The organism is bacterium (assembly GCA_021372515.1).
Classification (GTDB): Bacteria; Gemmatimonadota; Glassbacteria; order GWA2-58-10; family GWA2-58-10; genus JAJFUG01.
The window spans coordinates 1-23,515 of sequence record JAJFUG010000051.1; the positions used below are offsets into that span (position 1 = coordinate 1).

The window sequence follows — 23,515 nt, forward strand, 5'->3', positions numbered from 1 at the left end:
TCTGGACAGGTAACTCTCTCTGGCTTGTTTTTCAGGGTCGGCATGAGGATATGCCGTATGAACCGCAGCGGTGTCTTCGGCTGTGGTGGCTGCGTTGTCTTGCGCTGCGGCCTGGGCCGGCGCGGCGGTATTCGGCGCCGCGGCCTGCGGCTGCGCGGGCTTCGGGCCGACGGAGCAGGCGCAGAGAAGAGAGAGAACGAGCAGAAAAGCAATCAACCGTCCGGGCAAGGCCAGCCTCCAAGGTTGGACACAGCGGCGTAATCATATTACATTACAGCGGGAGTTGTCAAGAGAAGCCGGGGGATAGCCGCTTCCCGCAGTCGTGATTCGTGGAGGAAAAATTTGAGCTTTCTAAAGCACCTGCCCCTATTCGCCGCCTCGCTCGCGGCCGCGCTCGCCCTGTTCGCGCTCCTGTTGCGCCTGGCCGAGGACAGTCTGACTTTCCACCCCTCGCGCGAGACGGAGGCCGTGCCCGGGGATTTCGGCCTGAGCGCCGAGGAGATGCTCATTCCCTCGGGCGGCCAGGGCGACAGCCTGCACGGCTGGTATTTCCCGCCGGCTGACAGTGCCGCGCCGGTGCTGCTGGTGTTCCACGGCAACGCGGGCAACATCGCGCACCGCCTGGAGTGGGCCGCCCCGTTCGTCCGGGACGGCATGGGCGTTCTGCTTTTCGATTACCGGGGCTACGGGCGCTCGGGGGGACAGCCCTCGGAGAAAGGTTTCCAAGAGGACGCCCTGACCGTGTGGACATGGCTGACTGCTGAAAAAGGCCTCGACCCGGGGCGGATCGTGCCGTTCGGACGCTCGCTGGGCGGAGCGCCCGCCGTGCACCTGGCGTCCTGCCGCCCGGTGCGGGCGCTGGTCCTGGAGGGGGCTTTCACCCGCGGGGCGGACATGGCGAAAATGATCTTCGGGTTCCTGCCGGTGGGGTGGCTGATGAAATACCGCTGGGAGGTGGAGCGTCCCCTGGCCGGCCTCGACATTCCGGTGCTGCTGATCCACGGGACAGAGGATACGGTTGTGCCGTTCGCTCTTGGGGAAAGACTCGCGCGCGCGGCACGGCAGGGGCGGCTCTGGAGGGTGCACGGGGGCGGGCACCTGGATGCCCACTACGTGCTGGGACGCGCCTACTACGAGCGTCTGGAGCTTTTCGTCCGCGAGAACGCCTCCGGCGCGGCGGACTGAATATCCGGCAGGCTGTTTTTCAGCCAGAGCACCTCGGCTCCCAGTTGGTAAAGACGGTACTCGCGGATGAGACGGTCCAGAAGCGGTTCGCCCGCGGGCGGCTCGGCGGCCAGCTCGGCCTCGTAGCCCGCCTTGAGCGCGGCGTAGCGCGCCGACAGCACCTGCGCGGCCCGTCCCGCAGGAAGGCTGGAGATGAAATTGAGCCCGGTTTCCAGCGGCTGGAGGCTGTTGGAGGTGTCGGTCAGAAGGGCCTCCACCTGGCGCGCCAGCTCGGCGCGGCCGGCGCGGGTCAGACGGTAGATCGAGCGCTCCGGGTTGCCGTCCACCGCCTCGTCCCGGATGTGCTCCAGCCAGCCCTGGGCGACAAACTTTTTCAGGCCGTAGTAGATCGAGCCGAAATTCAGGTCGGCGCGCTCGCCCAGCTCATCGGTCAGGCGCTTGCGGATCTCGTAGCCGTGCATCTGGCCCTCGGCCAGAAGGCCGAGGATGATGGCGCGGGTCATGCGGCTGGAGTTTTTCATCTTTCCCGCTTTCCTGGTCTTCAGGGTATATAAATTTGAGGGCCACGCCTCTTCATCATACTCATCCCACGCCTGAAAATCAACGTCCGCCCCTCAGCCGGAGCCTCAAACACTGGCTTATAGCCCCGAGGGGTCTTATTATTATTTGAGGCTACGGCGCTGTTTTTCCAGCCGTGGGCCGTTAACCGGTGACTCGAGGGGTGCGGATGAACCAGCGGCAGCGGCCGAGCGAGGGCGAGGACGGGGCGATCAATTTCCTGTTCCTGCTGATGATCATCCTCAACATCCTGATCATCACCGACCTGTTCCTGTCGATCCTGCAGTCACCCACCACCCTGATTTTCATCCGGGTGGCCCTGATGCTGATCGTGCTGGGGTTCCTGAGCGCCAACGGCCTGCGCCACCCCGAGATACGCGGCCGGGGCTGGGTGTCTCTGCTCAGCGGGTTCCTGCTCGTGTTCCTCGGCTCTCTGGTCGAGCTAATGTCGCTCCTGCCCTCAACGGCCAGCTATTTCGCCCGTCTCAGCCCCTCGGCGCTCAATTTCATGCAGAACATGTTCTTCGACCTGTTAGGCTATTTCTGCCTGGCCTACGGCTTTTTCCTCTGGATACCCTCGATCATCGAGGCCCGGCGGCGGGTGGAGCGCACCGCCTCCGAGCTGGAGGAGAAAGTGCGCGTGCGCACCCGTTCGCTCCAGGCGATCAACGAGCAGCTTTTCCGCAACAAGATCGAGCTGGAGGAGGCCGGCCGTCACAAGGACGAGTTCCTGGCCTCGGTCAGCCACGAACTCAAAACCCCGCTCAACTCGATCCTCGGTTTCTGCCGCCTTCTGAGCGAGGGCCGCCAGGGCGAGTTGAACCCGCGCCAGGCCAAGAGCATCCAGATCATCGACAACAACGGCCGCAACCTGCTGGACCAGATCAACAAGCTGCTCGACTTTTCGCGCATCGAGTTCGAGACCGTGCGGCTGGACCTGAAAGAGGTGTCGGTCAATGCATTACTGCAAGAGTCACTGGCGGTAATGGAGCCGTTGGCCCGCCACAAGGGCCTGGCGCTCGAATGTGACAACTCGGCCGGCCCGGTGCGCCAGGTCACCGACCCGACAGTGCTCAAGCAGTTGCTGCTGGGCATCCTGGACAACGCGGTCAAGTTCACCGACCAGGGCGCGGTGCGCCTGGAGACCGGGCAGAAGGTGGACGGGTGGTGGATACGGGTCAGCGACACCGGGATCGGCATCGCGGAAAAAGACCTGCCCTTCATCTTCGAGGCTTTCCGCCAGGGGGACGGGTCGCTGAGCCGACGTTACGGCGGCACCGGCCTGGGCTTGACAATCGCGCGCAAACTGACCACTTTTCTGCACGGGGATATCACTGTACAAAGCACTCCGGGCCAGGGCTCGGCTTTCACGATCCACCTGCCCTACGGAGCGCCCCCGGCCGCTGTCAGCGAGGAACTCTCTCCCGGCGGCTCCCGCCGGAACATACCGCTGCCAAAGGAGGACTGATGGCTCCCCGCTGGGGAAAATTCAACACACACGGCTTCACCGTTTTCGCCCTCCTGTTCCTGTTCGTCCAGTCGTTCGGTACACTCGCGGCAGCCACACCCGATGAAACGGGTTATTTCAACCTGTTGCGCACCAAGTTCGACCTGGCCCGCGACAACTACGCCAAGGCCCTGCCCGAGGAGCTGCTGCTGTTCGAGCGCCTGTTCCCGCAGTCGGCCAAAGGCGACAGTGCAGTCTACATGCTGGGCGTGCTGTTCGACCAGAACAACCAGCCCGACAAGGCCCTGGTCTCTTTCCTGAAAATACTCTACCTCTACCCGGCCAGCCCGCGCACGCCGGAGGTGATCGCCCATATCCGGCGGCTGAGCACGGAGCAGAAACGCGGGATCACCGCCCTGTTCTCGGACGAGAACCTCAAGCTGCTTAAAACACAGGCCCTGCGCCTGACCGAGGAGCCGGCGCGCACCGGCGGCGGCGAGCGCGGCTATTTCGACTTCCTCCAGCTCCTGGCCGATTCAAAGGTGGGCTCGCTGACCCGCTACACGATCGACGAGTGCGTGCAGTACCTCTACCACGCCGGCTACAACTACGAGGCCGACCGGGTGTTGATATTCCGCGGCGACATGTTCCGCCTCCAGGACGATTTCAACAGCGCTATCCTGTCCTACGCCACGGCGGCGCTGGTCGCCCCGCTCGGCGCCAACCTCCCCCTGGCGCTGCTGCGCACCGGCGAGGTCTATTTCCGCGACCTGAAAGACAACGGCATGGCCCGGAACTGTTGGGGCGACCTGCTGGACAAGTACCCGGCCAGCCTGGAGGCCGGACGGGCCTCGATCTACCTGGCCGAGGTGGAGGAGTCGGAAAAGAACTACGGCCAGGCGATCACCCGCCTGGAGGAGACGGTCCTCAAATATCCGTTCGCCGAGATCAAGGCCGAGTGCTACGCCCGGGTCGGGAAAATCTACGTGCAGTACCTGGCCAACCCGGACAAGGCCATCGCCTCGTACAACCGCACCGTGGATGAGTACCCGGCCGACCCGCGCGCGGCCGAGGCGCTGATCCGGATCGGCGACATCCAGGAAACCCGGAAGAACTACCGGGACGCGGTGGATGCCTACCGTCGCCTGGACGAGCTTTTCCCCGACTCGCCGGTGACCGCCGAGTACCTGTTCCGCGCCGCGGAGCTGAGCCAGGGCAAGCTGAAAGACGAAGGTCTGGCCGCCGAGCTGTACAAGAAAGTGGCTGCCAGTTTCCCGAGCACCGATTTCGGGAAAAAGGCCCGCAAGAAAATCGACGAGTGACACCGGGGCAGGCCGTGCAGTCGACCCGAGCTTAATCCCGGACGGAGCAACGAATTTTTCTCCGCCCGGCTTGAATAGACCGCGCCGACCGGCGTCTAACTGATCGATAGGTGTACGGTGAAGGATATCAGTATCCGGAGGCAGGAAAGTGAGGACGGCGCCTTGGTGGCCGAGGCCCTGGACGGCTCGCAGGAGGCGTTCCGGCGGCTGTACGACCGTTACCAGGCCAAGGTGCGCAGCCTGATCCTCTCGCTGGTCGGACGTCCGGAGGAGGCCGACGATATCGTGCAGCAGGTGTTCATCCGGGCGTTCCGTTCGCTGTCCGGTTTCGGCGGCCGCAGTTCGTTCTACACCTGGCTCTACCGGGTGGCGCTCAACACCACCACCGATTTCCGCCGCAAGAAAGTCCGTCTGCGCAAGCGGGAATCGCTGGAGTTGGATGACGACAACCCGGACCGTCCGGCCCTCCAGGTGCCGACCCCGGCCGAGGAGGGGCCCGAGGAAAGCCTCTACCGCAAGGAGCTGGCCGGGATAATCAGCCAGGCCATGCAGTCACTTAGCGAGGAACACCGTCAGGTGCTCGTGCTGCGCGAGATGCAGGGCCTCAATTACCAGGAGATAGCCGACACGGTGGGAATAGAGCTGGGCACGGTGATGAGCCGTCTGTTCTACGCCCGCCGTCGCCTGGCCGAAGTACTCCAGCGTTCCGGGGCGCTGGACTGAAAGCCGGGGCCCCGGGGTCCGGTTTCAGGCAGCAGTTGCACTCCGGCGGTGTCTGTAATACGATTGTGAGGGGTAAAAGCCGTGAACGAGCCGCGTTTTGAACTGACCGATGAGCTGATCCAGCGCTACTGTGACGGGGAGCTGGAAGAGGGCCTGCGTGCCCGGGTGGAGGCCGCCCTGGCCGAACAGCCCGAGCAGGCCGCGAATCTGGAGCGCTACCTCCGCCTGGGGGGCCTGCTGCGGGATTACGCCGCGCAGGGCCGTCCGGATGAGCTTACAGTGCGGCGCAACTGGGAGGCGGTCAGCCGCGGGATTGCCACGCCCGCGAGGCCTTTCTACCGCCGCCGCCTGCCCTGGCTCTCGGCCGCGGCGGTGGCCGCCGCGGTGGCGGCCATGTTGCTCATGCCCTCGCGCCAGGCGGTCAGCGCCGAGGCAGAGGTCGAATCGATCGATTGCACCTATTCCAGTTTCATGGTCTTGAGCCCGGATTCCGATGACACCCATACCATTGTCTGGGTCAACGATTCCGGCAATTGAGCCTCCCCTCACCTACTCCAGGAGCGGTCCTAAATGTTGAAAACCATGCCCAACGGTCTGCTGCGCCCGCTCTTGACGATTGCTGTCCTGCTCATGCTCATTCTGGCCCCCGCCGCTCCCCTGACCGCCCAGGAGCCGAACCGCTGCCGGATCACGGTCCTCGAAATCCTGGCCGACAAGTCGGGCCAAGGCCTGGACAACGAGCTGAAAGCCCTGAAAAAGGACCTCGACAAGCTGAACTACACCACCTACCGCCTGAGCAACTCCTACCAGCTCAGCACGGTCTTCTCCCAGCCGAGCGACCTGACCCTTCTGGGCGAGAACAAGCTCACCCTCACGGCCGAGGGTGTGGAGGACAACGGCAAGATCCGGCTGAAGGTGAAACTGTCCCCGCGCGACTCGAAGGAGAAATCCATCGAGATGGTGACCCGGGTGGCCGACGGCGGGATGTTCCTGCTCGGGGGCCCGAGCCAGGGTGACGGTGTGCTGATCCTGGCGGTGACCGTGAAGATGTGATTGCAGGCCTGCGCTGAAACAGATTCCGAAAAGGGGCATGGTGGTCCGTGCCCCTTTTTGCTTTTTTTGGAATGAATTATGGTCATTCCAACCCGGGGCGGGCAACCCGGTTTTGGTTGCACGGGCAATCGTTTTTCATGTAAATTAATTGTCTACATTTTTTTCTACAGTCAGAGAACAATCATCGAGGGAAGGTCTTGGCGCGAACGATGGCCACCCAGCAGAAAAAAAAGCGCACGGTCTACCTGTGCGGCCCGATCATGGATGCTTCCCCCGAGGAGAGCGTCACCTGGCGCGAGCGGTCCAAGGAGCTGTTCAGCCCGCGTTTCACCCTGCTCGACCCGCTGCGGCGCAATTTCAAGGACCGCGAGGTGGACAGCGCCAACGAGATAGTCAGTTTCGACCTGCAGGACATAGCCGACAGCGACATCGTACTGGTAAACTACTGCAAGCCCTCGATGGGCACGGCGATGGAGGTGTTCTACGCCTCGCATGATCTGGGCCGCTTCGTCATCGCTTTCAGCCCTTTCTCCTTCCAGGACTGCAATCCCTGGATGGTGCGTTTCTGCACCAAGATACTGAAAGACCTGGACACCGCGGTGGCTTACATAGAGGAGCATTTCTGAGGCAGGACAAATGCGGGGGCCCCTTAGTTGTAACCGTGTCGCTGTCGGCGGTGTTATTACACTGAGAATGACGGCGCACGGGCCGGTCCCCGTGGACGGCAGACAACGGATAAACAGAGGCGATGGTCTTGAGAACGAGAACAAACCGAAAAACAGCGTTGATCCTTCTGGCGGTGCTGGCCGCCCTGAGCGTTTTCGCCGCCTGCTCCAAGAAAGCGGAGGGGGAGACCGGTCCGGCCGACAAAGCTCCGCGCGCCGGACAGTTCGGCCGTCAGACCCTCGGGGATGCAGCCGGGGTCCAGGAGGCCGTACCCGTGGAAGCGGCCACTCCCTGGCGCACCGAGTTGGCGAGCTACGTGTTCGGCAATGCCCATCTGGAGGCCCTGCGCGTGGTCGATATCGTGGCCCGGGTCGAGGCGCAACTGGTCAGCCTGAACGTGGAGGAGGGTGACATCGTGCGGCGTGACCAGGTGCTGGCCAGCCTGGACCGCGACCAGCTCAAGCTGGCCCTGGACGAGGCCCGCGCCCAGCTGGACAACGCGCGCAGCACCTACGCCCGCGACACCCTGATGATGCAGAAGGAGCTGACCAGCCGTGAGGTGGTCGACAACAGCCGCTACCAGTACGAGACCGCCAGCACACGCTACGAGCGCGCCGAACTCAACCTGCGCTACGCCACGATCACCGCTCCTTTCAACGGCATGGTCACCAAGCGTTTTATCGAAGTGGGCAGTATGATCCGCACCAACATGATCCTGTTCAACATGGCCGACATGAGCAAGCTGCTGGCCCGGGTCTACGTGCCGGAAAAAGAGATGGCCCGGATCAACGTGGGCGACCACGTGGAGGTGGAGAGCGAGATGATCCCGGGCCGACGGTTCGCCGGCGAGGTGGAGATGATCTCGCCCGTGGTCGACCCGACCACCGGGACGATCAAGGTGACAGTCCACCTGACCGAGGGCTATGACGAGCTCAAGCCGGGGATGTTCTGCTCGGTGTTCATCCTCACCGAGACCCACCCGGACGTGATGGTGATCAGCCGCAAGGCCCTGCTGCCGGACAGCGACACGCCCGAGGTGTTCGTAGTGGATGACTCGCTGCACGTGCACCGCCGTCCGGTCGAAATCGGCATCCAGCAGGGCGACACCCTCGAGGTGCTCTCCGGCCTGACTCCGGGGGAAAAAGTGGTGCTGATCGGCCAGGAGAACCTGAGCGAGGGCACGCCGGTCAAGCTGTCCAGCGGGGCCGAGCAGCGCAGCCGTGACTTCCGCCCCTCCGAGCCTGCCGCGGGGCAGTGAGCCGGGCGCGTTAATGGATTATTCAGCCTGTTCCAACCGGTAAAGGCCGGTTAACAATATGAAACTGTCCGAATTCGCCGTCAACCGGCCGGTCACCACCAGCATGATGATCCTGAGCATCGTGGTGCTCGGGCTGCTCAGCGTAAACCGCATCCCGCTCGTTTTCCTGCCGGATGTCAACCGTCCCAACCTGCGTATCTACACCTCCTACCAGGGTTCCAACCCCGAGGAGATCGAGCGCCTGATCACCCGTCCGATCGAGGAGATCATGGGCACGGTCCCGGGCCTCAAGTCGATGATGTCGAACAGCTCGGCCAGCAACTCCTCGGTCCGGCTGGAGTTCGAGGAGGGCCACGACATGGACATGGTCTCCATGGAGGTGCGCGACCGGATCGACCGCGTGATGCCCGACCTGCCGAATGACCTGCTCGACCCGCCCCGTATTTACCGCTGGCAGACCACCGACTGGCCGATCCTCAATTTCGGCCTGGTCTGGAAAGGCGACCCCAACCTGCTGGAGCAGGTGATCACCGAGGTGGTAGAAAAGCGCCTGCTCGCGGTGGAGGGTGTGGCCAACGTGGAGGTCAACGGCCTCAAGCAGAAAGGCATCTGGATCGATCTGGACATGGACATGATGCGTGCGGCCCGGATCGACGCCCGCGAGCTCACCGGAGCGGTGCGCGACGGCAACACCAACGTTCCGGCCGGCAACGTGGTCAGCGGGGGACGGCGCTACAACCTGCGCGCCATCGGGCAGTTCCGCTCCATCGACGAGATCGCACAGCTGCCGCTCAACTCGCGCGGCCTGCGCCTGGAGCAGGTGGCCAACGTGCGCTACGATTTCCCGGAGATGCGCTGGTTCTCGCGCCTGAACGCCCAGGACGCCGTGTCGATGGCGATCCGCAAGACCTCCAACGCCAACATCATCGACGTAAACAAGCGGGTGATCGCCACCCTCGACCAGATCAAGACCGACCCGCGCTACGCCGCACTGGACTACCAGATCTACTGGGATCAGTCCGAGGCCATTGTCAGCAGCATCGACAGCCTGAAAAGCGCGGGCCTGATGGGGGCGGCCCTGGCCATCGCCGTGCTGCTGTTTTTCCTGGGCAACGTGCGCAACACGATGGTCATTTCCATCTCCATCCCGGTCTCGATCATCTGCACGTTTTTCTTCATGTACCTTTCGCGCATGGCGCCGTTCAACAGCGAGCTGACCCTGAACATCATCTCGATGATGGGGCTGATCTACGCGATCGGCATCGTGGTCGACCCGGCTATCGTGGTGCTGGAGAACATTTTCCGCATCCGAAGCGAAAAAAAGGACATCGGTCCGATCGAGGCGGCCATCCAGGGATCGAGCGAGATGGGCCTGGCTGTGATGGCCTCGATCCTGACCAACATCATCGTGTTTCTGCCGCTCATCTTCCTGGCCGGCGGGCGCGGGATGATGCGGTTCATGCGCGATTTCGGGGTTGTGTTCTGCGTGGTCTCGCTGGCCAGCCTGTTCGTGGCTTTCACCGTGGTGCCGCTGCTGTCGGCCCGGGTGGTGAAAAAGCTGGACCCGGGCAAAGAGCGCACGTTCCCCAGGCTGAACGGGTTTTTCTCCTGGCTGGTCACCCGCGCCCTGCATCACCGTATGCTTACCATCCTGGTGGTGGTGGGCATTCTGGCGGGCATTGTCAAGCTCTATGGGATGATCGATAAGGAGGGCCAGCAGTACAGCCCGGAGCGGCGCATGTTCATCGATGTCGAGGTGAGCCACAACTACACGATGGAACAGGCCTCCAAGGTGATGAAAGGCATCGAGGCCGACCTTCTGGCACGCAAGGACCAGCTGGAGATCGCCTCGGTGAGCAACAACCTGAGCATGGGACGGCGCAACGACGGCAGTTTCCAGATTTATTTCAAGGATGCGACAAAGGGCAGCCGCACCACCGCCGAGCTGGAAAAAGCGGTCCAGTCGCTGCTGCCAGAGCGCCCCGGGTTCACCTACCGCTACGGCCACCGTGGCGGCAGCGACGGCGACGTGCTCGAGATAGACCTGAGCGGCGAGCGCATGGAACTGCTGCAGACTTACGCCGAGAACGTGCGCCGCCTGCTGAGCGACATCCCGGGAGTGGACAACATCGACCTGAGCACCGAGCGCGGCGAGCAGGAGGTGCGGGTGATGGTGGACCGCGACCGTGCCGCCACCAGCGGCATCAGCACCCAGCAGGTGGCGATGACCCTGAGCTCCCAGCTCGGCAACCGCCCGGCCGGACGGTACAAGGCGGCCGAGCGCGAGATCAACATCAACATGCGCCTGGACGAGAAAGACCGTCTCAACCTGGAGCGCCTGGAGACTCTGGAGCTTTACGGCCCCGGCGGCCAGATGCGCGACCTGAAAAACCTGGCCACCGTCGAGCTGGGGCGCGGACCGCGGAACATCGAAAAGAACGACCGCCTGTACACGGTCGAGGTCTATGTGCCGATACGTGGCGGCGGCGGGCTCTACAGCCTGAGCAACGAAGTCATGAAACGCATGGCCGGCCTGAAAATGGCCCCCGGCTACTACTGGAGCCTGGGCCGCAACTACCAGAGCATGGTGGAGACCGAGCAGGACTCGCGCTTTGCGATCATCCTCTCGCTGGTGATGATCTACATCCTGCTGGCCGCGCTGTTCGAGTCCTTCATCCATCCGTTCACGATCCTGCTCTCGGTGCCGTTCGCCATGATCGGGGTGGCGCTGATCTTTGTCGCCACCAAAACCAACCTGGGAGGCATCTCCTACATCGGGATCATCATCGTCTGCGGCCTGGTGGTCAACAACGGCATCATCCTGGTCGACTACATCAACCAGTTGCGCAGCCAGGGCCTGGCGCGGCGGGACGCGATCATCCTGGCCGTGCAGAAACGCCTGCGCCCGATACTTATGACCGCCATGACCACGGTGCTGTCGCTGCTGCCGATGTGCGCCCCTCTGCTGGCGCCCGGCATCTTCGGGCCGGCCGAGGGCCGCGCCGCCATGTGGGGTCCGGTGGGCCTGGCGATCCTGGGCGGCATGACCACCTCCACTTTCCTCACCCTGGTCATCACCCCGACCCTTTATTCGTTGATCGACGACCTGGCGCAGGGCGGCAAATCGATCGCTGAAAGAGTTTTCAGCCGCAAGCACCCGGTCTGACACCGCGCTGTCCGGCTCGCCGCCGGCAGCCAACCCTGAAGACGGGAGCCAGCCACATGGAAAGCGTCTCCATCCTGACCGCCTTCTCCGCCGGATTGTTCTCGTTCATCAGCCCCTGCGTGCTGCCGCTCATCCCAGCCTACATCTCGTTCATCACCGGCCTGAGCGTGGAGGAGCTGCAGGACAGCGTGGCCCGCCGGAAAAGGCTCCTGCGGGTGTTCCTCCAGACCCTGGTCTTCGTGCTCGGTTTCTCCACCGTGTTCATTCTTCTGGGGGCCGGGGCCTCGTTCATCAGCCGTATCCTGTTCACCAACCGGGTCTGGTTCAACCGGGTGGCCGGCGGCCTGATCATCATCCTGGGCCTGCACATGACCGGCGTGTTCCGGCTCGGGTTCCTGGAGTACGAGAAACGCATCCAGGTGCGGGAAAACCCGCTGGGCGCGCTGAGCGTGTTCCTGGTGGGAGCGGCGTTCGCTTTCGGCTGGACCCCCTGCATCGGCCCGATCCTGGGCGCAATCCTGGCCCTGGCCGCGCAGCAGGGCGGAGTGGGCCAGGGGATGACCCTGCTGGCGGTCTACTCGCTGGGCCTGGGCCTGCCCTTTATCGCCACCGGCCTGGCGATCAACGGCTTCTTCGGTTTCTACCGCCGCCTGCGCCGCCACATGCGCACCGTGGAACTGGCCGCGGGGCTGTTCCTCATCGCCATCGGCGTCCTGATCGCACTTGACATGTTCGCCATCCTCAGTCAATACTTAATACAGTGGTTCCCCGGGCTGATTAGGCTCGGTTGACAGAGGACGAACAATTACTTTCAGATAACGCTCCCATAAGCAAAGGAGATCCGGATGACATTCGCCAGAAAACTGGCCGTTGCGGCGCTGCTGGCGTCCCTGGCCCTGGCCTGCGGCGCCTCGGGCAGCAAGCAGGAGCAGCCCGCTGCGGCCCAGGCCGCCGGTCAGACCGCCGCCGCAGACCTCAAACCCGCCCCGGCTTTCAGCCTGGACAAGGTGGACGGCAGCGGGCCGCTGGCCCTGGCCGACTACAAGGGCAAGGTGGTGATAGTCGATTTCTGGGCCACCTGGTGCCCGCCCTGTGTGCGCGAGATACCGGATTTCATCGCTCTGTACGACGCCTACAAGGACAAGGGGTTCCAGATGATCGGCATTTCGGTGGACCGCGGCGGCCCGCAGGTGGTTAAGGATTTCATGGCCAAAAACGGTGTGAACTACCCGGTGGTCATGGCCACCATGGAGGCGGTCAACGCTTACGGGGTGTTCAACGGCATCCCGACCACGTTCGTGATCGACCGTCAGGGCAATATCGTGGATATGGTGATGGGCTTGCAGTCGAAGGAGTATTTCGAGGAGCAGATCAAGAAGCTGCTGTAGAGCGATTGACATAATGAGCGAAGAGGCCGCCCGGCAAGGACGGCCTCTTCGCTTTTGTGGCTTTCCGCAACTTTTCTCGTCTCACTCCTCGCCCTCGCGGTAGTGGGCCAGGGGCAGCGTTTCGTGCACTTTCCAGCCGCCGCGCTTGACAATCACGCCCGGCGCGCCCACCACCGTGCAGTCCGAGGGCACGTCGCGGTTTATTATCACGGTCTCGGCCCCCACCTTCACGTTGTCCCCCACCCGGATCGGCCCCAGCAGCGTGGCCGAGGTGCCGATCAGCACGTGGTTGCCCACCGTGGGGTGGCGCTTACCGGTGAAATGCCCGGTGCCACCCAGGGTCACTCCATGAAAAAGTACGCAGTGCTCCCCGATCTCGGCGGTCTCGCCGATCACCACCCCGGTGCCGTGGTCGATGAAGAACCAGTCGCCGATCTTCGCTCCGGGATGGATCTCCACCCCGGCCCAGAACCGCCCCAGCACGGTGATGAAACGCGGCAGCACCGGGATGTGGCAGCGCAGCAGGCAGTGCGCGAAACGGTAGAGCAGGATGGCGTGGAACGGGGTGTGGCACAGTATCGTTTCGACCCAGTTCTTGGCCGCCGGGTCGTTCATCTTGATCGACTTGAAATCCCTGATTATGCTCCTGAACATCCAGCGAATGTCCTTTTCAAAACATGGAAATTATCTGCCGGACGAAAAGTATACCTTCAATATTCCCGTGCATGACGCGATTGTCAAGTCAGTGGGTGGCAAAAGCCCGCCCGGTGGGACTCAGTAGCTTCCATTCGGGTACAGTTTTTCAACCACCGGACTGCTGTAGGTGGTCAGGCTGTCCAGGACGTATTCCGTTCCCCAACTTCCCGTTGTCACGTCGATGGTCTCGATCCGGACCGTGTTGAACAGGTGGTCGCCCAGGCGCATGCGCGAGGGATAGTTGAGGTTGTCGTGGCGCAGGCGGTAGTCCACGGCCAGGTCCAGGGCGCTCCAGCCGTTGCGGCTGCCGTCGGATGCAGCCACGCCCGGGTCGGGCATCTCGTTGGTGAACGGGATCAGAAGGCACCAGTGCGCGCTGCTGTCCGCCCCCTGCGGCACCAGCACCTCCAGGTTGACATCCCCGATCACGAAACTGGCCCGGGCTGGGTAGTCGATGCTGGTGAGCAAGCCCTGGAGCAGCCAGCTCATCGCTCCGCACTGGCCCCAGCCGTGCATCAGGATGCCGCGCCCGCCGGTGAGCCAGGCCCCGTTCTCGGGGCCCACCGCGGCCCGCGCCCAGCGGTTGAGCATCCCGAGGGCCTCGAGACGGTTGCCGGTGGCGGCCAGGAAATGCTCGTACACGGGCAGGGCCAGGCGACGGTAGGCTTCCACCTCGCAGGGGTCGCCGCAGTTCACCACCGGGTGACGGTTGGCCGGGGTGTGGACGGTGAATTCGCGGCTTGGGGCGGCCGGGTGCGCCGGAGCGGGGACCGCCGCGCCCAGACACCGCAGGGCCAGCACCGCAGCCCAGGTGGGAAGCATCTCGGAGGCCGGCAGCAGCGGGGTCTGATCGGTCACCCCGAAACGCCCAAAGCCACCATCCGGGTTCTGGCAACCCGCGATCCAGGCCGCACAGTCGGTGGCCGGACGGCCGGCGCGGGAGCTGTCGCTGTCGGAAAGCGGCGTCCCCAGCCGGGCCAGGGCCTCCACCGCGCACCAGGTGTCGTGCATGCGCGAGTAGTGGTCGTAGTTGTTCCAGTTGTCCCCGTGGCCCAGCTCGAACCCACCGTCCGGCTCCTGGCCGTAGCGGCTGAGCAGGAACGCGCGCACCGCCGACTGGCGCTCCGGCGCGGCCCCCAGAAGGCCAAGAGCAGCCACGCCGTAATACGTGCCCGCCACCGAGGAAAAGTTGAAAAAGTCATCGCTCAGGGCGAACCCGCCGCGGCCGTCGCGGGTGCGCTGCTGGGCGCGCACCCATTCCACAGTGCGGGCGGAGTCGGGCACGGCCTGCCCCAGCTCCTTGAGCGCCCCGACAGCCCAGTATGTAGTGTAGAGGGCCTCCGGCGCGCCGCCCCAGGCATACTCGTAGGCGTCGTAGCCGCCGTTGGGCTTCAGGCGCGCCCGGATAAAACGAGCCGCGGCCGCGGGGTCAGAGGGGATCGCACCCAGCAGGCTCAGCGCACGCACGGCCCAGAAAGTCGGCTCCAGGGCACTGATCGTGCCCCAGGGAAATTTCTTGCCCAGGTAGTAGTCCGCCGCCTCGATGAACCCGCCGTCCGGCTGCTGGCGCGCCCTCAGCCAGGCGATAAGCTCGTCCTTTCCCTCCAGGCCCTCCAGCGCGCCCAGCGCCTGCAGCGCTTCCAGGGCCATACCGGTGCGGCTGGTGAACGCGCTGTCGCCGGGGTAGCAGCCGAACCCACCCGTGCCCGCACGGCAGGCCAGGACCCAGGCCACTGTCGGGTGTAGACCGGCCGGGGCGGCCTCAGACTGCGCCGGGACTGCACTCCGGCCCGCGGGCTGGCCGCAGGACACTGCCAGGAGCAAAATCGCGCAAAGTGCGGCAAGCTTATTCGGCATGGGCGGAGGCTCCTTAGGTTCGGCGGCGACAAACAAAACCTGGATGGTGCTTTGCGGGGCGGCCACGGGGGGCCGCCCCTACAAGTGTCATATCTTCTTTGTCTCGGTTTGAATTCCCCTTAGGAATCAAACCATTTCCGGCGGCTCCAGGCGCGCCACTACCCTTCTCAGGACGGTGAACGGGGCGAACTCCTGTCCCTCCAGCAGGTGCCGCAGGTCCGCCAGACCGTGCGGGGCGTAGCGCAGGAACTCGGTCTTGCCGTCGGTCAGGGCCAGCTTGGCGTAGGCCCCCAGGGCCTGCATTATGCGGTGGGCGGCGACAAACTGGAACTGCGCGCTGAACTCGGCTGCCAGGTCCGGGTCACGGCGCTCCAGGGCCGCGTGGTAGTATTCGATAAGCTCCAGGCGCAGGCTGTCGCCAAGCTGAACGTAGGGGTCGAACAGAAGGCTCGACACATCGTAGGAGGGCGGCCCGGGGCGCGCCCCCTGGAAATCGACCAGCCGCAGGCTCTCCCGGGGCCCAAGCATCACGTTGCGGCTCTGGAAATCGCGGTAGATGAGGACCTGTCCATTCATCCACTCCCCTGCCGCCGCGGCCAGGCGGGCCAGTTCGCCTTCCAGGGCCGGGTCGCTGTGCCCGCAAAGGCGTCCGGCGAACTGGGTCGCGAAGTACATCCCCTCCCAGCGGAACATGAACTCCGGGTCGTAGTCGCGGTTGAAAAGACGCTCCGGCTCCAGGCGGCGGAAACCGTCGACCTGCAGCACGAGCAGCGTGTCCAGCAGGCGGCGGTAGAGCGCGGCGGTCCAGGCCGAGCCGGCCCCATGTTCCTCCACCGACTGCTGAAGGAGGCGGTCGCCCAGATCCTCGATCAGGATGAGACCGGCCTCGCGCGCGAACCTGTAGACCTCCGGCGCACCCGCCCCCAGACTGCGGAACAGCCCGGCCAGGTAGACCCAGGTCTCGTTCTCATCCACCCCGCGCTCGTCGTGCCGCGGCGGACCGGGGTTCACCATCAGCACCGCGGGCCGATCGAGCCCGCCCACACGGTAAAACCTCCGCGTGGAACCGTCACCGGCCAGAAGGCGGAACGTTACCTCCCCGGCCGCATCGAGGCTGCCGCAGGCGAATTCTTTCCACTGCGGAATATCCTTGTCCATCGCTCCATCCGGGTTGCCAAACGGTCACAGATGCACACTAACGTGTCGGGTCGGAGCGAATAATAGCCGCGCGGGCCGGATAAAGCAAGCCCGCGGGAAGGCCGCCTGCGGGCCGCGCGCTGTCCTTGACTGGACAGAGGCGTCGAGTAAATTTAAACAATAACACCCACCGCAGTCTGCTCGCCGCATGGATGGATCAAAAACGAAGGGAGCCGCTGTATGGTCTGGAACCGTGACACCCTGGCGGTTATACTCGGAGGAGGACGCGGCACGAGGCTCGCCCCGCTGACCCTGGCCCGCGCCAAGCCGGCGATCAACCTGGCAGGCAAATTCCGCCTGATCGACATCCCGGTTTCCAACTGCATCAATTCCAATGTGATGAAAATATTCGTCGCCACGCAGTTTCTCTCCACCGGCCTGCACCGGCACCTTTTCTCCACCTACCGTTTCGACCGTTTCTCCGAGGGTTTCGTCGAGCCGCTCTCGGCCGAGCAGACCCCGACCAATGCCCAGTGGTTCCAGGGCACCGCGGATGCGATCCGCCAGAGCCTGCATTATATAGTCGAGTGGAACATCAAGTACGTGCTGATCCTGTCCGGGGACCACCTGTACTCCATGGACTACCGCCGCATCCTGCAGTTCCACGCCGACCGGAACGCCGAGGTCACGGTGAGCACGATCCCGCTGCCCGAGCAGGATGTCAGCCGGATGGGGATCATGCAACTGGATGAGAACGCCCGGATCGTCAATTTCGTGGAAAAGCCCAAGGACCCGGCCGTGCAGCGCCAGATGCAATCCAGCGAGCAGACCATCGCCAGTTTCGGCATCGACCCGTCGGGGCGCCGCCACCTGGGCTCGATGGGCATCTACGTGTTCAACAAGAGCACCCTGCTCGAGATGCTGAACAACTACTCGCACACCGATTTCGGGCGCGAGGTGATCCCCGAGGCGGTCCGTTCCAAGCGCACGTTCGCCTACGTGTACGACGGGTACTGGGAGGACATCGGGACCATCGAGGCCTATTACCACACTAACCTGAGGCTGACTGACCCGCTGCCGCCGTTCGATTTCTACCGCGAGGAATGGCCGATCTACACCCATCCGCGCTACCTGCCCGGAGTGAAAATCAACGGCGGGCAGGTCGAGCGGGCGATCCTGTGCGAGGGCAGCGTGGTCGACCGCGCCGAGATTCATCACAGCATCGTGGGCATCCGCCAGATGATCAACGAGGGCACGCATATCCGCGACAGCCTGATCCTGGGGGCCGACTACTACGACCGTGAAGACTCACTGGAAGCCGAGAAAGGCGCGCCCTGCGATATCCCGCTGGGTATCGGCCGCAAGGTGACCATTGAGCGGGCGATCATCGACAAGAACACCCACATCGGCGACGGGGCGAAGATACGCTCGTGGGAGGGACGGCCGGATGAGGACGGGGACGGGTTCTACGTGCGCTCGGGGGTGGTCATAATCCCGCGCGGCGGGGTGGTGCAGCCGGGACGGGAAATCTGAGCGCGGACCGGTCCGGCTGACCGGCTGCTCCAGGGAGGGTCTATCCTCCGGATATTCGGCCTTTCAGATTGACTGAAACGCACTCTTGTCAGGCTGGCAGAAGGAGGTTCAGCATGCCAGAACATGAGTATACCCGTCATTCCGGCCTGCTCGACAGCCGCCGGACCCTTCTGCTGGTGGTGGACGTTCAGGAGCGACTTATGCCGGTGATCGACAACACCGAGCGGGTGACGCTCAATATCCGCCGCCTGGTCCAGGGCGCCGGCGTGCTGGGCCTTCCTGTGCTGGCCACCGAGCAGTACCCCAAGGGCCTCGGCCTCACTGTGGCGTCAGTGCGCGAGCTGCTGGATAATTCCTGTCTGCGCGAGAAGCTCACATTCTCCTGCCTGGGCGAGCCGGCGATCCTGGGTTTCCTGAAAACAGCGGCACGCGGCACAGTGCTGGTCTGCGGGGCGGAGGCGCACGTGTGCGTGAGCCAGACCGTGCACGACCTTCTGGCCGCCGGCTTCCGGGTTCACGTGGCCGCGGATGCCGTCTCCTCGCGCGACCCGGAGAACCGGAGGCTGGCCCTGGAGCGCATGGCCCGCGCCGGGGCCACGATCACGAGCACCGAGGCGGCCCTGTTCGAGCTGCTGGAGCGCGCCGGCACGGAGCAGTTCCGGGCGGTGTCGAAATTGGTGAAGTGAGAGCGGGATTTTTACCGTAGGGCGACCGCCGGGGCGCCCGGGGGCCGTATGTTTGAGCCTCGCCTGGGAAGCGAAGTAGCGGCACCGGGCACACCGAGGCTTGCTCCGGCTACCCAGGCCCGGTGGGCAATCAGCGCCAGCGTCGCCCCGCAGCGCGGGCAGCGTGCAGGAGTCCCGTGCACACCGTGGGTGCTAAGACAGCCGATGCCTGCGCGAGTTTACGGCCCCCCAATGGCTTCTGGTTCTCTTGGCCGTAACCAAGAGAACATTGAAGTCTTTCGGTCACGGCGCGCCGTGACCCTACGAAAAACCTGACTGGCCCTCTGGAGTGTACTGCGACTCCCGGTTTGAGAGAGGACTTGGAAAGCACCGCGAGAATGAGCCTGGAATACATCGACACGCACGCCCACCTGAACGACCCGGCCTTTGATCCCGACCTGGAAGCCGTGCTGGAGCGCGCCCGCGCCGCCGGGGTGACCCGCATAGTCAACGTGGGCGCGGATGACAAAACAAGCGTCAAGTCCCTGGAGCAGGCGGCGCGGCACGGCTGCCTCCGCGTCACCGTGGGCCTGCACCCGCACGAGGCCTCGCGCTTCACCGGCAGCATGCTTGGTCTTTTCGACTCCCTGGCCGCGGACAGCCGCGTGGTGGCGATAGGCGAAACCGGCCTCGACTACCACTACATGCACAGCCCGCGCGAGGCCCAGCTCAAGAGCCTGGAGGCCCAGCTCGACCTGGCCGACAGCCTGAGCCTGCCCGTGGTGCTGCACTGCCGCGAGGCCTACCCCGAAATGGCCTCGCTCCTGGAGGAGCGCGCCGCGCGCGGCCACCACGCCCCCTGGATGGTGCACTGCTACGCCGGCACGCTGGAGGAGCTGGAGCGGTTCATCGCGCTGGACTGCTGGTTCTCGCTGGGGGGGATGGTTACTTTCAGGAACTACTCCAACCAGGCCGTGGTGCGGCGTATACCGTTGGACAGACTGCTCTTGGAGACCGACGCCCCCTACCTGGCGCCGATACCGCACCGGGGGAGCCGCTGTGAGCCCTGGATGCTGCCCATTTCCGCGGAGCGAATCGCGCAGATACGGGGGGAGACTGTCGAAACCGTAGCCGCCGCCTGCCTGGAAAACAGCACGGCCCTGTTCGAGTTCACCGCCTGAGGTGAAACAGCTCGGACAGGGCCGCATTTTATTGATAATAAGCCACGGCTTTCAGTCGTAAATCTTTTCCTCGTATTCCTCGATCACGGCCTTGGGCTCACATTCCGGCAGGCGGAACGTGATCGGCCCCTCGACCCGTCGGCCCAGGGCCAGGGCGCCGCTGGCCCGGCTGCCGGCGGCAATCGCCCCGCTGGCCCGTCCCAGGCTGAGCGCCACCGCACCGGAGGCCGCGGCAAGGCCCACCGAGATCGCCCCGGCGGCGAGGACTCCCAAACTGACCGCTCCGGTGGCAATCACTCCCACCGCCAGCTTGCCCACCGCCACCACGCCGTAGGCCCGTTCCCCGACCGCGACCACCCCGCGGGCGGTCTTCGACGAAATGTGGAGCAGCGGCAAGCCGAAAACTTTCTTCCGGCTCACAAAATCGGCTTCCAGGTTTTCCAGCATCCAGCTGACTCCCTTACGGGCAGAACGGATCGATTTGACCATCATGGCACACTCCAGGCTGAGCCGGCGCCGTCAGGGCTCACGGCGCTTTCAGTGATAAACCCCCGCCTCGCGGGCAGTGTCATAACAGGCCACTATTCTGGCCGGGTCGCTGCCGGGCTGAAGGTTGTGGATCGGGTTGAACACATACCCACCGCCGGGGGCGAAAATCCCGACCCGACGGCGAACATCCGCGGTCAAGTCCTCCAGGGAGCTGAAAAGAAGTCCGTGCTGGGTGTCCACGCCGCCGCCCCAGAAAGTCAAGCGGTCGCCGAACGTGCTCTTGAGCCACTGCGGGTCCATCCCATCCGCGCTGGTCTGGACCGGGTTCAGGATATCCACCCCGCACTCGATGAGCGGTTGGATCAGGCCCGGGATCGAGCCGCAGCAATGGAAGAACACACGCAGATTCGTATTCCGGTGAATCCAGTCGAACACCCGCTTGTAGCGCGGGGCGAACACCCGGCGGAACAGATCTTCGCTGATCCACTGCGAGTGCTGGGTGCCCAGGTCATCGCTGAAAATGATCGACTCGACATACCGCGCGCCCACCTCACAGAACTGGCTGATCACAGCGATGTTGCTCTCGACCGCCTTGTCCAGAAGCTCGCCCACCCGCTCCGGCTGCTCGACCAGGGCGCAGAGCCAGTTCTCCAGGCCGCCCAGGTTCAGCCCGAACAGGCCATAGCCCAGGGCTGGCCCCAGGATCGCATAGTCCGTGTTCTCGTACAGGCCGCGGGCGGTGGTCTCGTAGTAGCGGAGCTGCTCCTGGCTGAGCGAGGACGGTAGGCTGAAATCCTCCAGCGCGGGCAGCTCGCCGGGGGCCTCGGGCAGCGGGTCGAAATAGAAGCCATCCGCCGGCTTGACCGCCACGCGCCGTCCCCGCTCGTTCAGAATGTATATATTGTCGCTCGCATCGGTCTCGGTATTCAGACAACTCGACACCTGGAACTCGGGCCAGCCCTCGAGCCGCCAACTCCTGACTCCCCGGTAGTTCCAGACATCCCAGCCCCAGCCGGCATCATGGTGCGGCAGAGGGACCACATCCACCCCCAGGCGGCGCAGCACCGGCTCCTCGATCGCGGCCAGCATCTGGGCGACATCGATCACCCGGACCGCGCCCCCGGTGATCCCGAGATACTTTTTCAGCTCGTGATAGGCCAGGGCGGCGATCCCGGTGGAGGTCATGCCCCCAAGGTCAATCGGCATACGGTCCGGCTCACGGTGGGCCAGCGCGGTGCGCACTCTCTCTCTTGAATTCATCGGCTCTCTTTTCTTTGTCCTCAGACCTGCCCGTGGGCGTAGATCACTTTGACCGGCTCATCCGAGGTCCGCCGCGTGGCGTGCGGTGTGCCCTTGGGGATGTAGGCCGCCGAGCCGGGGCCCACCGGATAGAATTTGTCGCCGATACGAATCTCGCCCACCCCGGAGACCACATACACGGCCTCCTGGTCGTCATGCACCTGGATCTCGCCGAAAGTGTCGCTGGTGTAGAGCGCCACTCCGATACTGAAACCGGCGGTGGCCCCGCTGAAGGCGTTCACCAGGTCCTTGCTCCAGCGGTCGGGATGGTAGGTTGCCATGATGCCGGTCTCGTGCACCGGCTTGAGGTCGTGGTCCAAAGCGCTGCCCCTCCGTCTTGATTTTGAGCCGTCAGTCAGGTAGTTTCAGGTAATATAGAATCCGGACTGTCGACGGTCAATACCACCTTTGGCAACATCCGCCGCGGGGGGCTGTTGAACGGGGGTGGGATGATAATTACACTCAATTGCAGTTAACGGCCGGGGACACGGCCGCAAAACATAGAGGAGGTTGCCGATGAACGGTCAGAGCCGTGACGAAGAGCAGAACCGTCTGCACCAGTGCGAATACGACCTGGAGAACAACTCCGGCGCCGGCCAGGACACGGGGGCCTACTCCAGCCCCTATATCTGCGCGGTCTGTGGGGCCGGCGCTCGCGACGCCTCGAATCTTTGCGCCCCGGAGCGCGGCGACAGCCGTGGGCGTGGGCTGGAGGACTGAAAGGCGCAAACAGGGGGCCGGCGCCCCGCGCCGTAGGGCGCGGGGGCGGCGGCCGCGCGCGGACGGAGACGGGCCGTATCGCGCAGGTCGAGTCAGTGCGGATGGACTGCCTTTCACCCAGGCTCCAGCCTCCCCGCGCGCGGCCGCCGGGGGCTTCGCCCCCGCCGGCCCCCCCTGGCCGTGGCCTCAACCTTTTTACGGAGTCATATCATGCGGCAGATAGTCAACATCAGCCACCGGGAGCACCCCTGCGACCCGGTCCCTGAGAGCGAAACAACACCCTCCGGCACACTTTACCAGTGCTGCCGCTGCGGCGCACAAGCTGCCTCGGAACAGTGCCTCTGCGCCCCGGAGGAAACGTCAAAGTAAACCGAGCACATATATCGATGAAAGGCACGCGGATTGGTCAAAAAGAACTTTCCACCCTTCCAAGGCTTAAGCCGTGACTCGTTCGAGTTCATGGCCGAGCTGGGAGCAAACAACAACCGTCAGTGGTTCGAGCAGAACCGCGAGCGCTGGGAGTCGGTGCGGGACCAGCTCTGCTCGGTCTGTGTTGCGCTGACTCCCTTTGTCACACACCTGGACCCGGGGCTCGAAACCGAGCCCAAGAGCGGGCGCTGCCTGGGACGGATCAACCGGGACACGCGTTTCAGTGCGGACAAGCACCCCTACCGCGACTATGTCGACATCCTGTTCTTCCCCTCGGCGCACCGACGCACTACCGCGCCGGGGCTGGCCGTGGGCCTCACCTCCGAGTTCTGCTATATCGGCACCTGGCGCGGGGCGCAGATGGAGGATTGGCGCGCGCGGTTTCTGGCGAATGTCACCGCCCTGCCAGACATCTTCGAGCGTTACGCCCAAAGCCAGGACAATTTCAAGGCGTTCTGGCTCGAAGGCCAGAGTTTCACCCGGTCGCGGGCCAAGGGCCTTCCCCCATTGGCCGACCAGTGGACACGGCGCAAGTTCTACTACATGGGTCTGACTGTGCCGGCCGCCGAGGTGGCCTCTGCCGGAGATTCGATCCTGGAGACAGTGGAACGCACTTTCGCCCGTCTCTACCCGTTGTACCTGTTCAACACCTCAGAGCGCCTGGCGGCTGACCTGGAGGCGTTCAAGCAAAAATTCCCGGAGGTGAGGCTCTGAACTGGCCTGCAAAAATAGCCGGCCCGGAG

At 64.2% G+C, this 23,515-nt stretch carries 24 protein-coding genes; 16 read left to right on the top strand and 8 right to left on the bottom strand.

Annotated features, from left to right (window positions below; genetic code table 11):
- Positions 1-228, bottom strand: a 228-nt coding sequence (locus LLH00_04910; protein ID MCE5270604.1) for a hypothetical protein, incomplete at its 3' end; no start/stop codon positions are given.
- A gap of 114 nt (positions 229-342) precedes the next feature.
- On the opposite strand from LLH00_04910, the gene LLH00_04915 reads away from it, so the two are divergent.
- On the top strand, positions 343-1,185 hold the full coding sequence (locus tag LLH00_04915; GenBank protein MCE5270605.1) for an alpha/beta hydrolase: 843 nt from the start codon (positions 343-345) through the stop codon (positions 1,183-1,185).
- On the opposite strand, the gene LLH00_04920 is transcribed toward LLH00_04915, so the two are convergent.
- Positions 1,131-1,706: a PadR family transcriptional regulator gene (locus tag LLH00_04920; protein ID MCE5270606.1), complete on the bottom strand. Its 576-nt coding sequence runs from the start codon at positions 1,704-1,706 to the stop codon at positions 1,131-1,133. The two genes, LLH00_04915 and LLH00_04920, sit on opposite strands and share 55 nt — an antisense overlap.
- A gap of 206 nt (positions 1,707-1,912) precedes the next feature.
- Here LLH00_04920 and LLH00_04925 point away from each other — a divergent pair, with 206 nt between their 5' ends.
- From LLH00_04925 to LLH00_04970, 10 genes are all read left to right on the top strand, one after another.
- Positions 1,913-3,211 (top strand): HAMP domain-containing histidine kinase, encoded by a 1,299-nt coding sequence (locus tag LLH00_04925; protein MCE5270607.1) that lies wholly within the window; start codon positions 1,913-1,915, stop codon positions 3,209-3,211.
- A complete protein-coding gene (locus LLH00_04930) occupies positions 3,211-4,512 on the top strand; it encodes a tetratricopeptide repeat protein (GenBank protein ID MCE5270608.1) in 1,302 nt (433 codons plus the stop codon). Before LLH00_04925 ends, LLH00_04930 begins: the two co-directional genes overlap by 1 nt.
- 117 nt (positions 4,513-4,629) lie before the next feature.
- Entirely contained in the window at positions 4,630-5,235 is a 606-nt protein-coding gene (locus tag LLH00_04935) for a sigma-70 family RNA polymerase sigma factor (GenBank protein MCE5270609.1), read from the top strand.
- 81 nt (positions 5,236-5,316) lie between these two features.
- On the top strand, positions 5,317-5,772 hold the full coding sequence (locus LLH00_04940; protein MCE5270610.1) for a hypothetical protein: 456 nt from the start codon (positions 5,317-5,319) through the stop codon (positions 5,770-5,772).
- Between the two features lie 33 nt (positions 5,773-5,805).
- Complete coding sequence (locus LLH00_04945) at positions 5,806-6,288, top strand: hypothetical protein (GenBank protein MCE5270611.1); 483 nt, start codon at positions 5,806-5,808, stop codon at positions 6,286-6,288.
- A gap of 197 nt (positions 6,289-6,485) precedes the next feature.
- A complete protein-coding gene (locus LLH00_04950; protein MCE5270612.1) occupies positions 6,486-6,914 on the top strand; it encodes a hypothetical protein in 429 nt (142 codons plus the stop codon).
- Between the two features lie 128 nt (positions 6,915-7,042).
- Entirely contained in the window at positions 7,043-8,212 is a 1,170-nt protein-coding gene (locus LLH00_04955; GenBank protein MCE5270613.1) for an efflux RND transporter periplasmic adaptor subunit, read from the top strand.
- A gap of 58 nt (positions 8,213-8,270) precedes the next feature.
- On the top strand, positions 8,271-11,378 hold the full coding sequence (locus LLH00_04960; GenBank protein ID MCE5270614.1) for an efflux RND transporter permease subunit: 3,108 nt from the start codon (positions 8,271-8,273) through the stop codon (positions 11,376-11,378).
- Positions 11,379-11,434: 56 nt separating this feature from the next.
- The gene (locus LLH00_04965; protein MCE5270615.1) at positions 11,435-12,169 is read left to right on the top strand and encodes a cytochrome c biogenesis protein CcdA; all 735 of its coding nucleotides are present in this window, start codon (positions 11,435-11,437) and stop codon (positions 12,167-12,169) included.
- A 54-nt stretch (positions 12,170-12,223) separates the two neighbouring features.
- A complete protein-coding gene (locus LLH00_04970; GenBank protein ID MCE5270616.1) occupies positions 12,224-12,766 on the top strand; it encodes a TlpA family protein disulfide reductase in 543 nt (180 codons plus the stop codon).
- Between the two features lie 81 nt (positions 12,767-12,847).
- On the opposite strand, the gene LLH00_04975 is transcribed toward LLH00_04970, so the two are convergent.
- From LLH00_04975 to LLH00_04985, 3 genes are all read right to left on the bottom strand, one after another.
- Positions 12,848-13,420 carry a serine O-acetyltransferase gene (locus LLH00_04975; GenBank protein ID MCE5270617.1) on the bottom strand — a complete coding sequence of 191 codons (573 nt, stop codon included), beginning with the start codon at positions 13,418-13,420 and terminating at the stop codon, positions 12,848-12,850.
- 120 nt (positions 13,421-13,540) lie between these two features.
- Entirely contained in the window at positions 13,541-15,319 is a 1,779-nt protein-coding gene (locus LLH00_04980) for a terpene cyclase/mutase family protein (protein ID MCE5270618.1), read from the bottom strand.
- 126 nt (positions 15,320-15,445) lie between these two features.
- Entirely contained in the window at positions 15,446-16,477 is a 1,032-nt protein-coding gene (locus LLH00_04985) for a phosphotransferase (GenBank protein MCE5270619.1), read from the bottom strand.
- A 219-nt stretch (positions 16,478-16,696) separates the two neighbouring features.
- Here LLH00_04985 and LLH00_04990 point away from each other — a divergent pair, with 219 nt between their 5' ends.
- The 3 genes from LLH00_04990 to LLH00_05000 all read left to right on the top strand — a co-directional run bounded on the left by LLH00_04990 (position 16,697) and on the right by LLH00_05000 (position 19,835).
- On the top strand, positions 16,697-17,989 hold the full coding sequence (locus LLH00_04990) for a glucose-1-phosphate adenylyltransferase (protein MCE5270620.1): 1,293 nt from the start codon (positions 16,697-16,699) through the stop codon (positions 17,987-17,989).
- A gap of 113 nt (positions 17,990-18,102) precedes the next feature.
- Positions 18,103-18,675 (top strand): hydrolase, encoded by a 573-nt coding sequence (locus LLH00_04995; GenBank protein MCE5270621.1) that lies wholly within the window; start codon positions 18,103-18,105, stop codon positions 18,673-18,675.
- A gap of 377 nt (positions 18,676-19,052) precedes the next feature.
- Positions 19,053-19,835, top strand: coding sequence for a TatD family hydrolase (locus tag LLH00_05000; protein ID MCE5270622.1), 783 nt, complete (start codon positions 19,053-19,055; stop codon positions 19,833-19,835).
- Positions 19,836-19,886: 51 nt separating this feature from the next.
- Here LLH00_05000 and LLH00_05005 read toward each other — a convergent pair whose 3' ends face one another.
- The 3 genes from LLH00_05005 to LLH00_05015 form a co-directional block, all read right to left on the bottom strand.
- A complete protein-coding gene (locus tag LLH00_05005) occupies positions 19,887-20,282 on the bottom strand; it encodes a hypothetical protein (GenBank protein MCE5270623.1) in 396 nt (131 codons plus the stop codon).
- A gap of 90 nt (positions 20,283-20,372) precedes the next feature.
- Entirely contained in the window at positions 20,373-21,584 is a 1,212-nt protein-coding gene (locus LLH00_05010; GenBank protein MCE5270624.1) for a methyltransferase, read from the bottom strand.
- A gap of 20 nt (positions 21,585-21,604) precedes the next feature.
- A complete protein-coding gene (locus tag LLH00_05015) occupies positions 21,605-21,943 on the bottom strand; it encodes a cupin domain-containing protein (GenBank protein ID MCE5270625.1) in 339 nt (112 codons plus the stop codon).
- A 196-nt stretch (positions 21,944-22,139) separates the two neighbouring features.
- Here LLH00_05015 and LLH00_05020 point away from each other — a divergent pair, with 196 nt between their 5' ends.
- Positions 22,140-22,343 carry a hypothetical protein gene (locus LLH00_05020; protein MCE5270626.1) on the top strand — a complete coding sequence of 68 codons (204 nt, stop codon included), beginning with the start codon at positions 22,140-22,142 and terminating at the stop codon, positions 22,341-22,343.
- A gap of 402 nt (positions 22,344-22,745) precedes the next feature.
- Positions 22,746-23,486: a DUF2461 domain-containing protein gene (locus LLH00_05025; GenBank protein MCE5270627.1), complete on the top strand. Its 741-nt coding sequence runs from the start codon at positions 22,746-22,748 to the stop codon at positions 23,484-23,486.
- Positions 23,487-23,515: the final 29 nt, after the last annotated feature.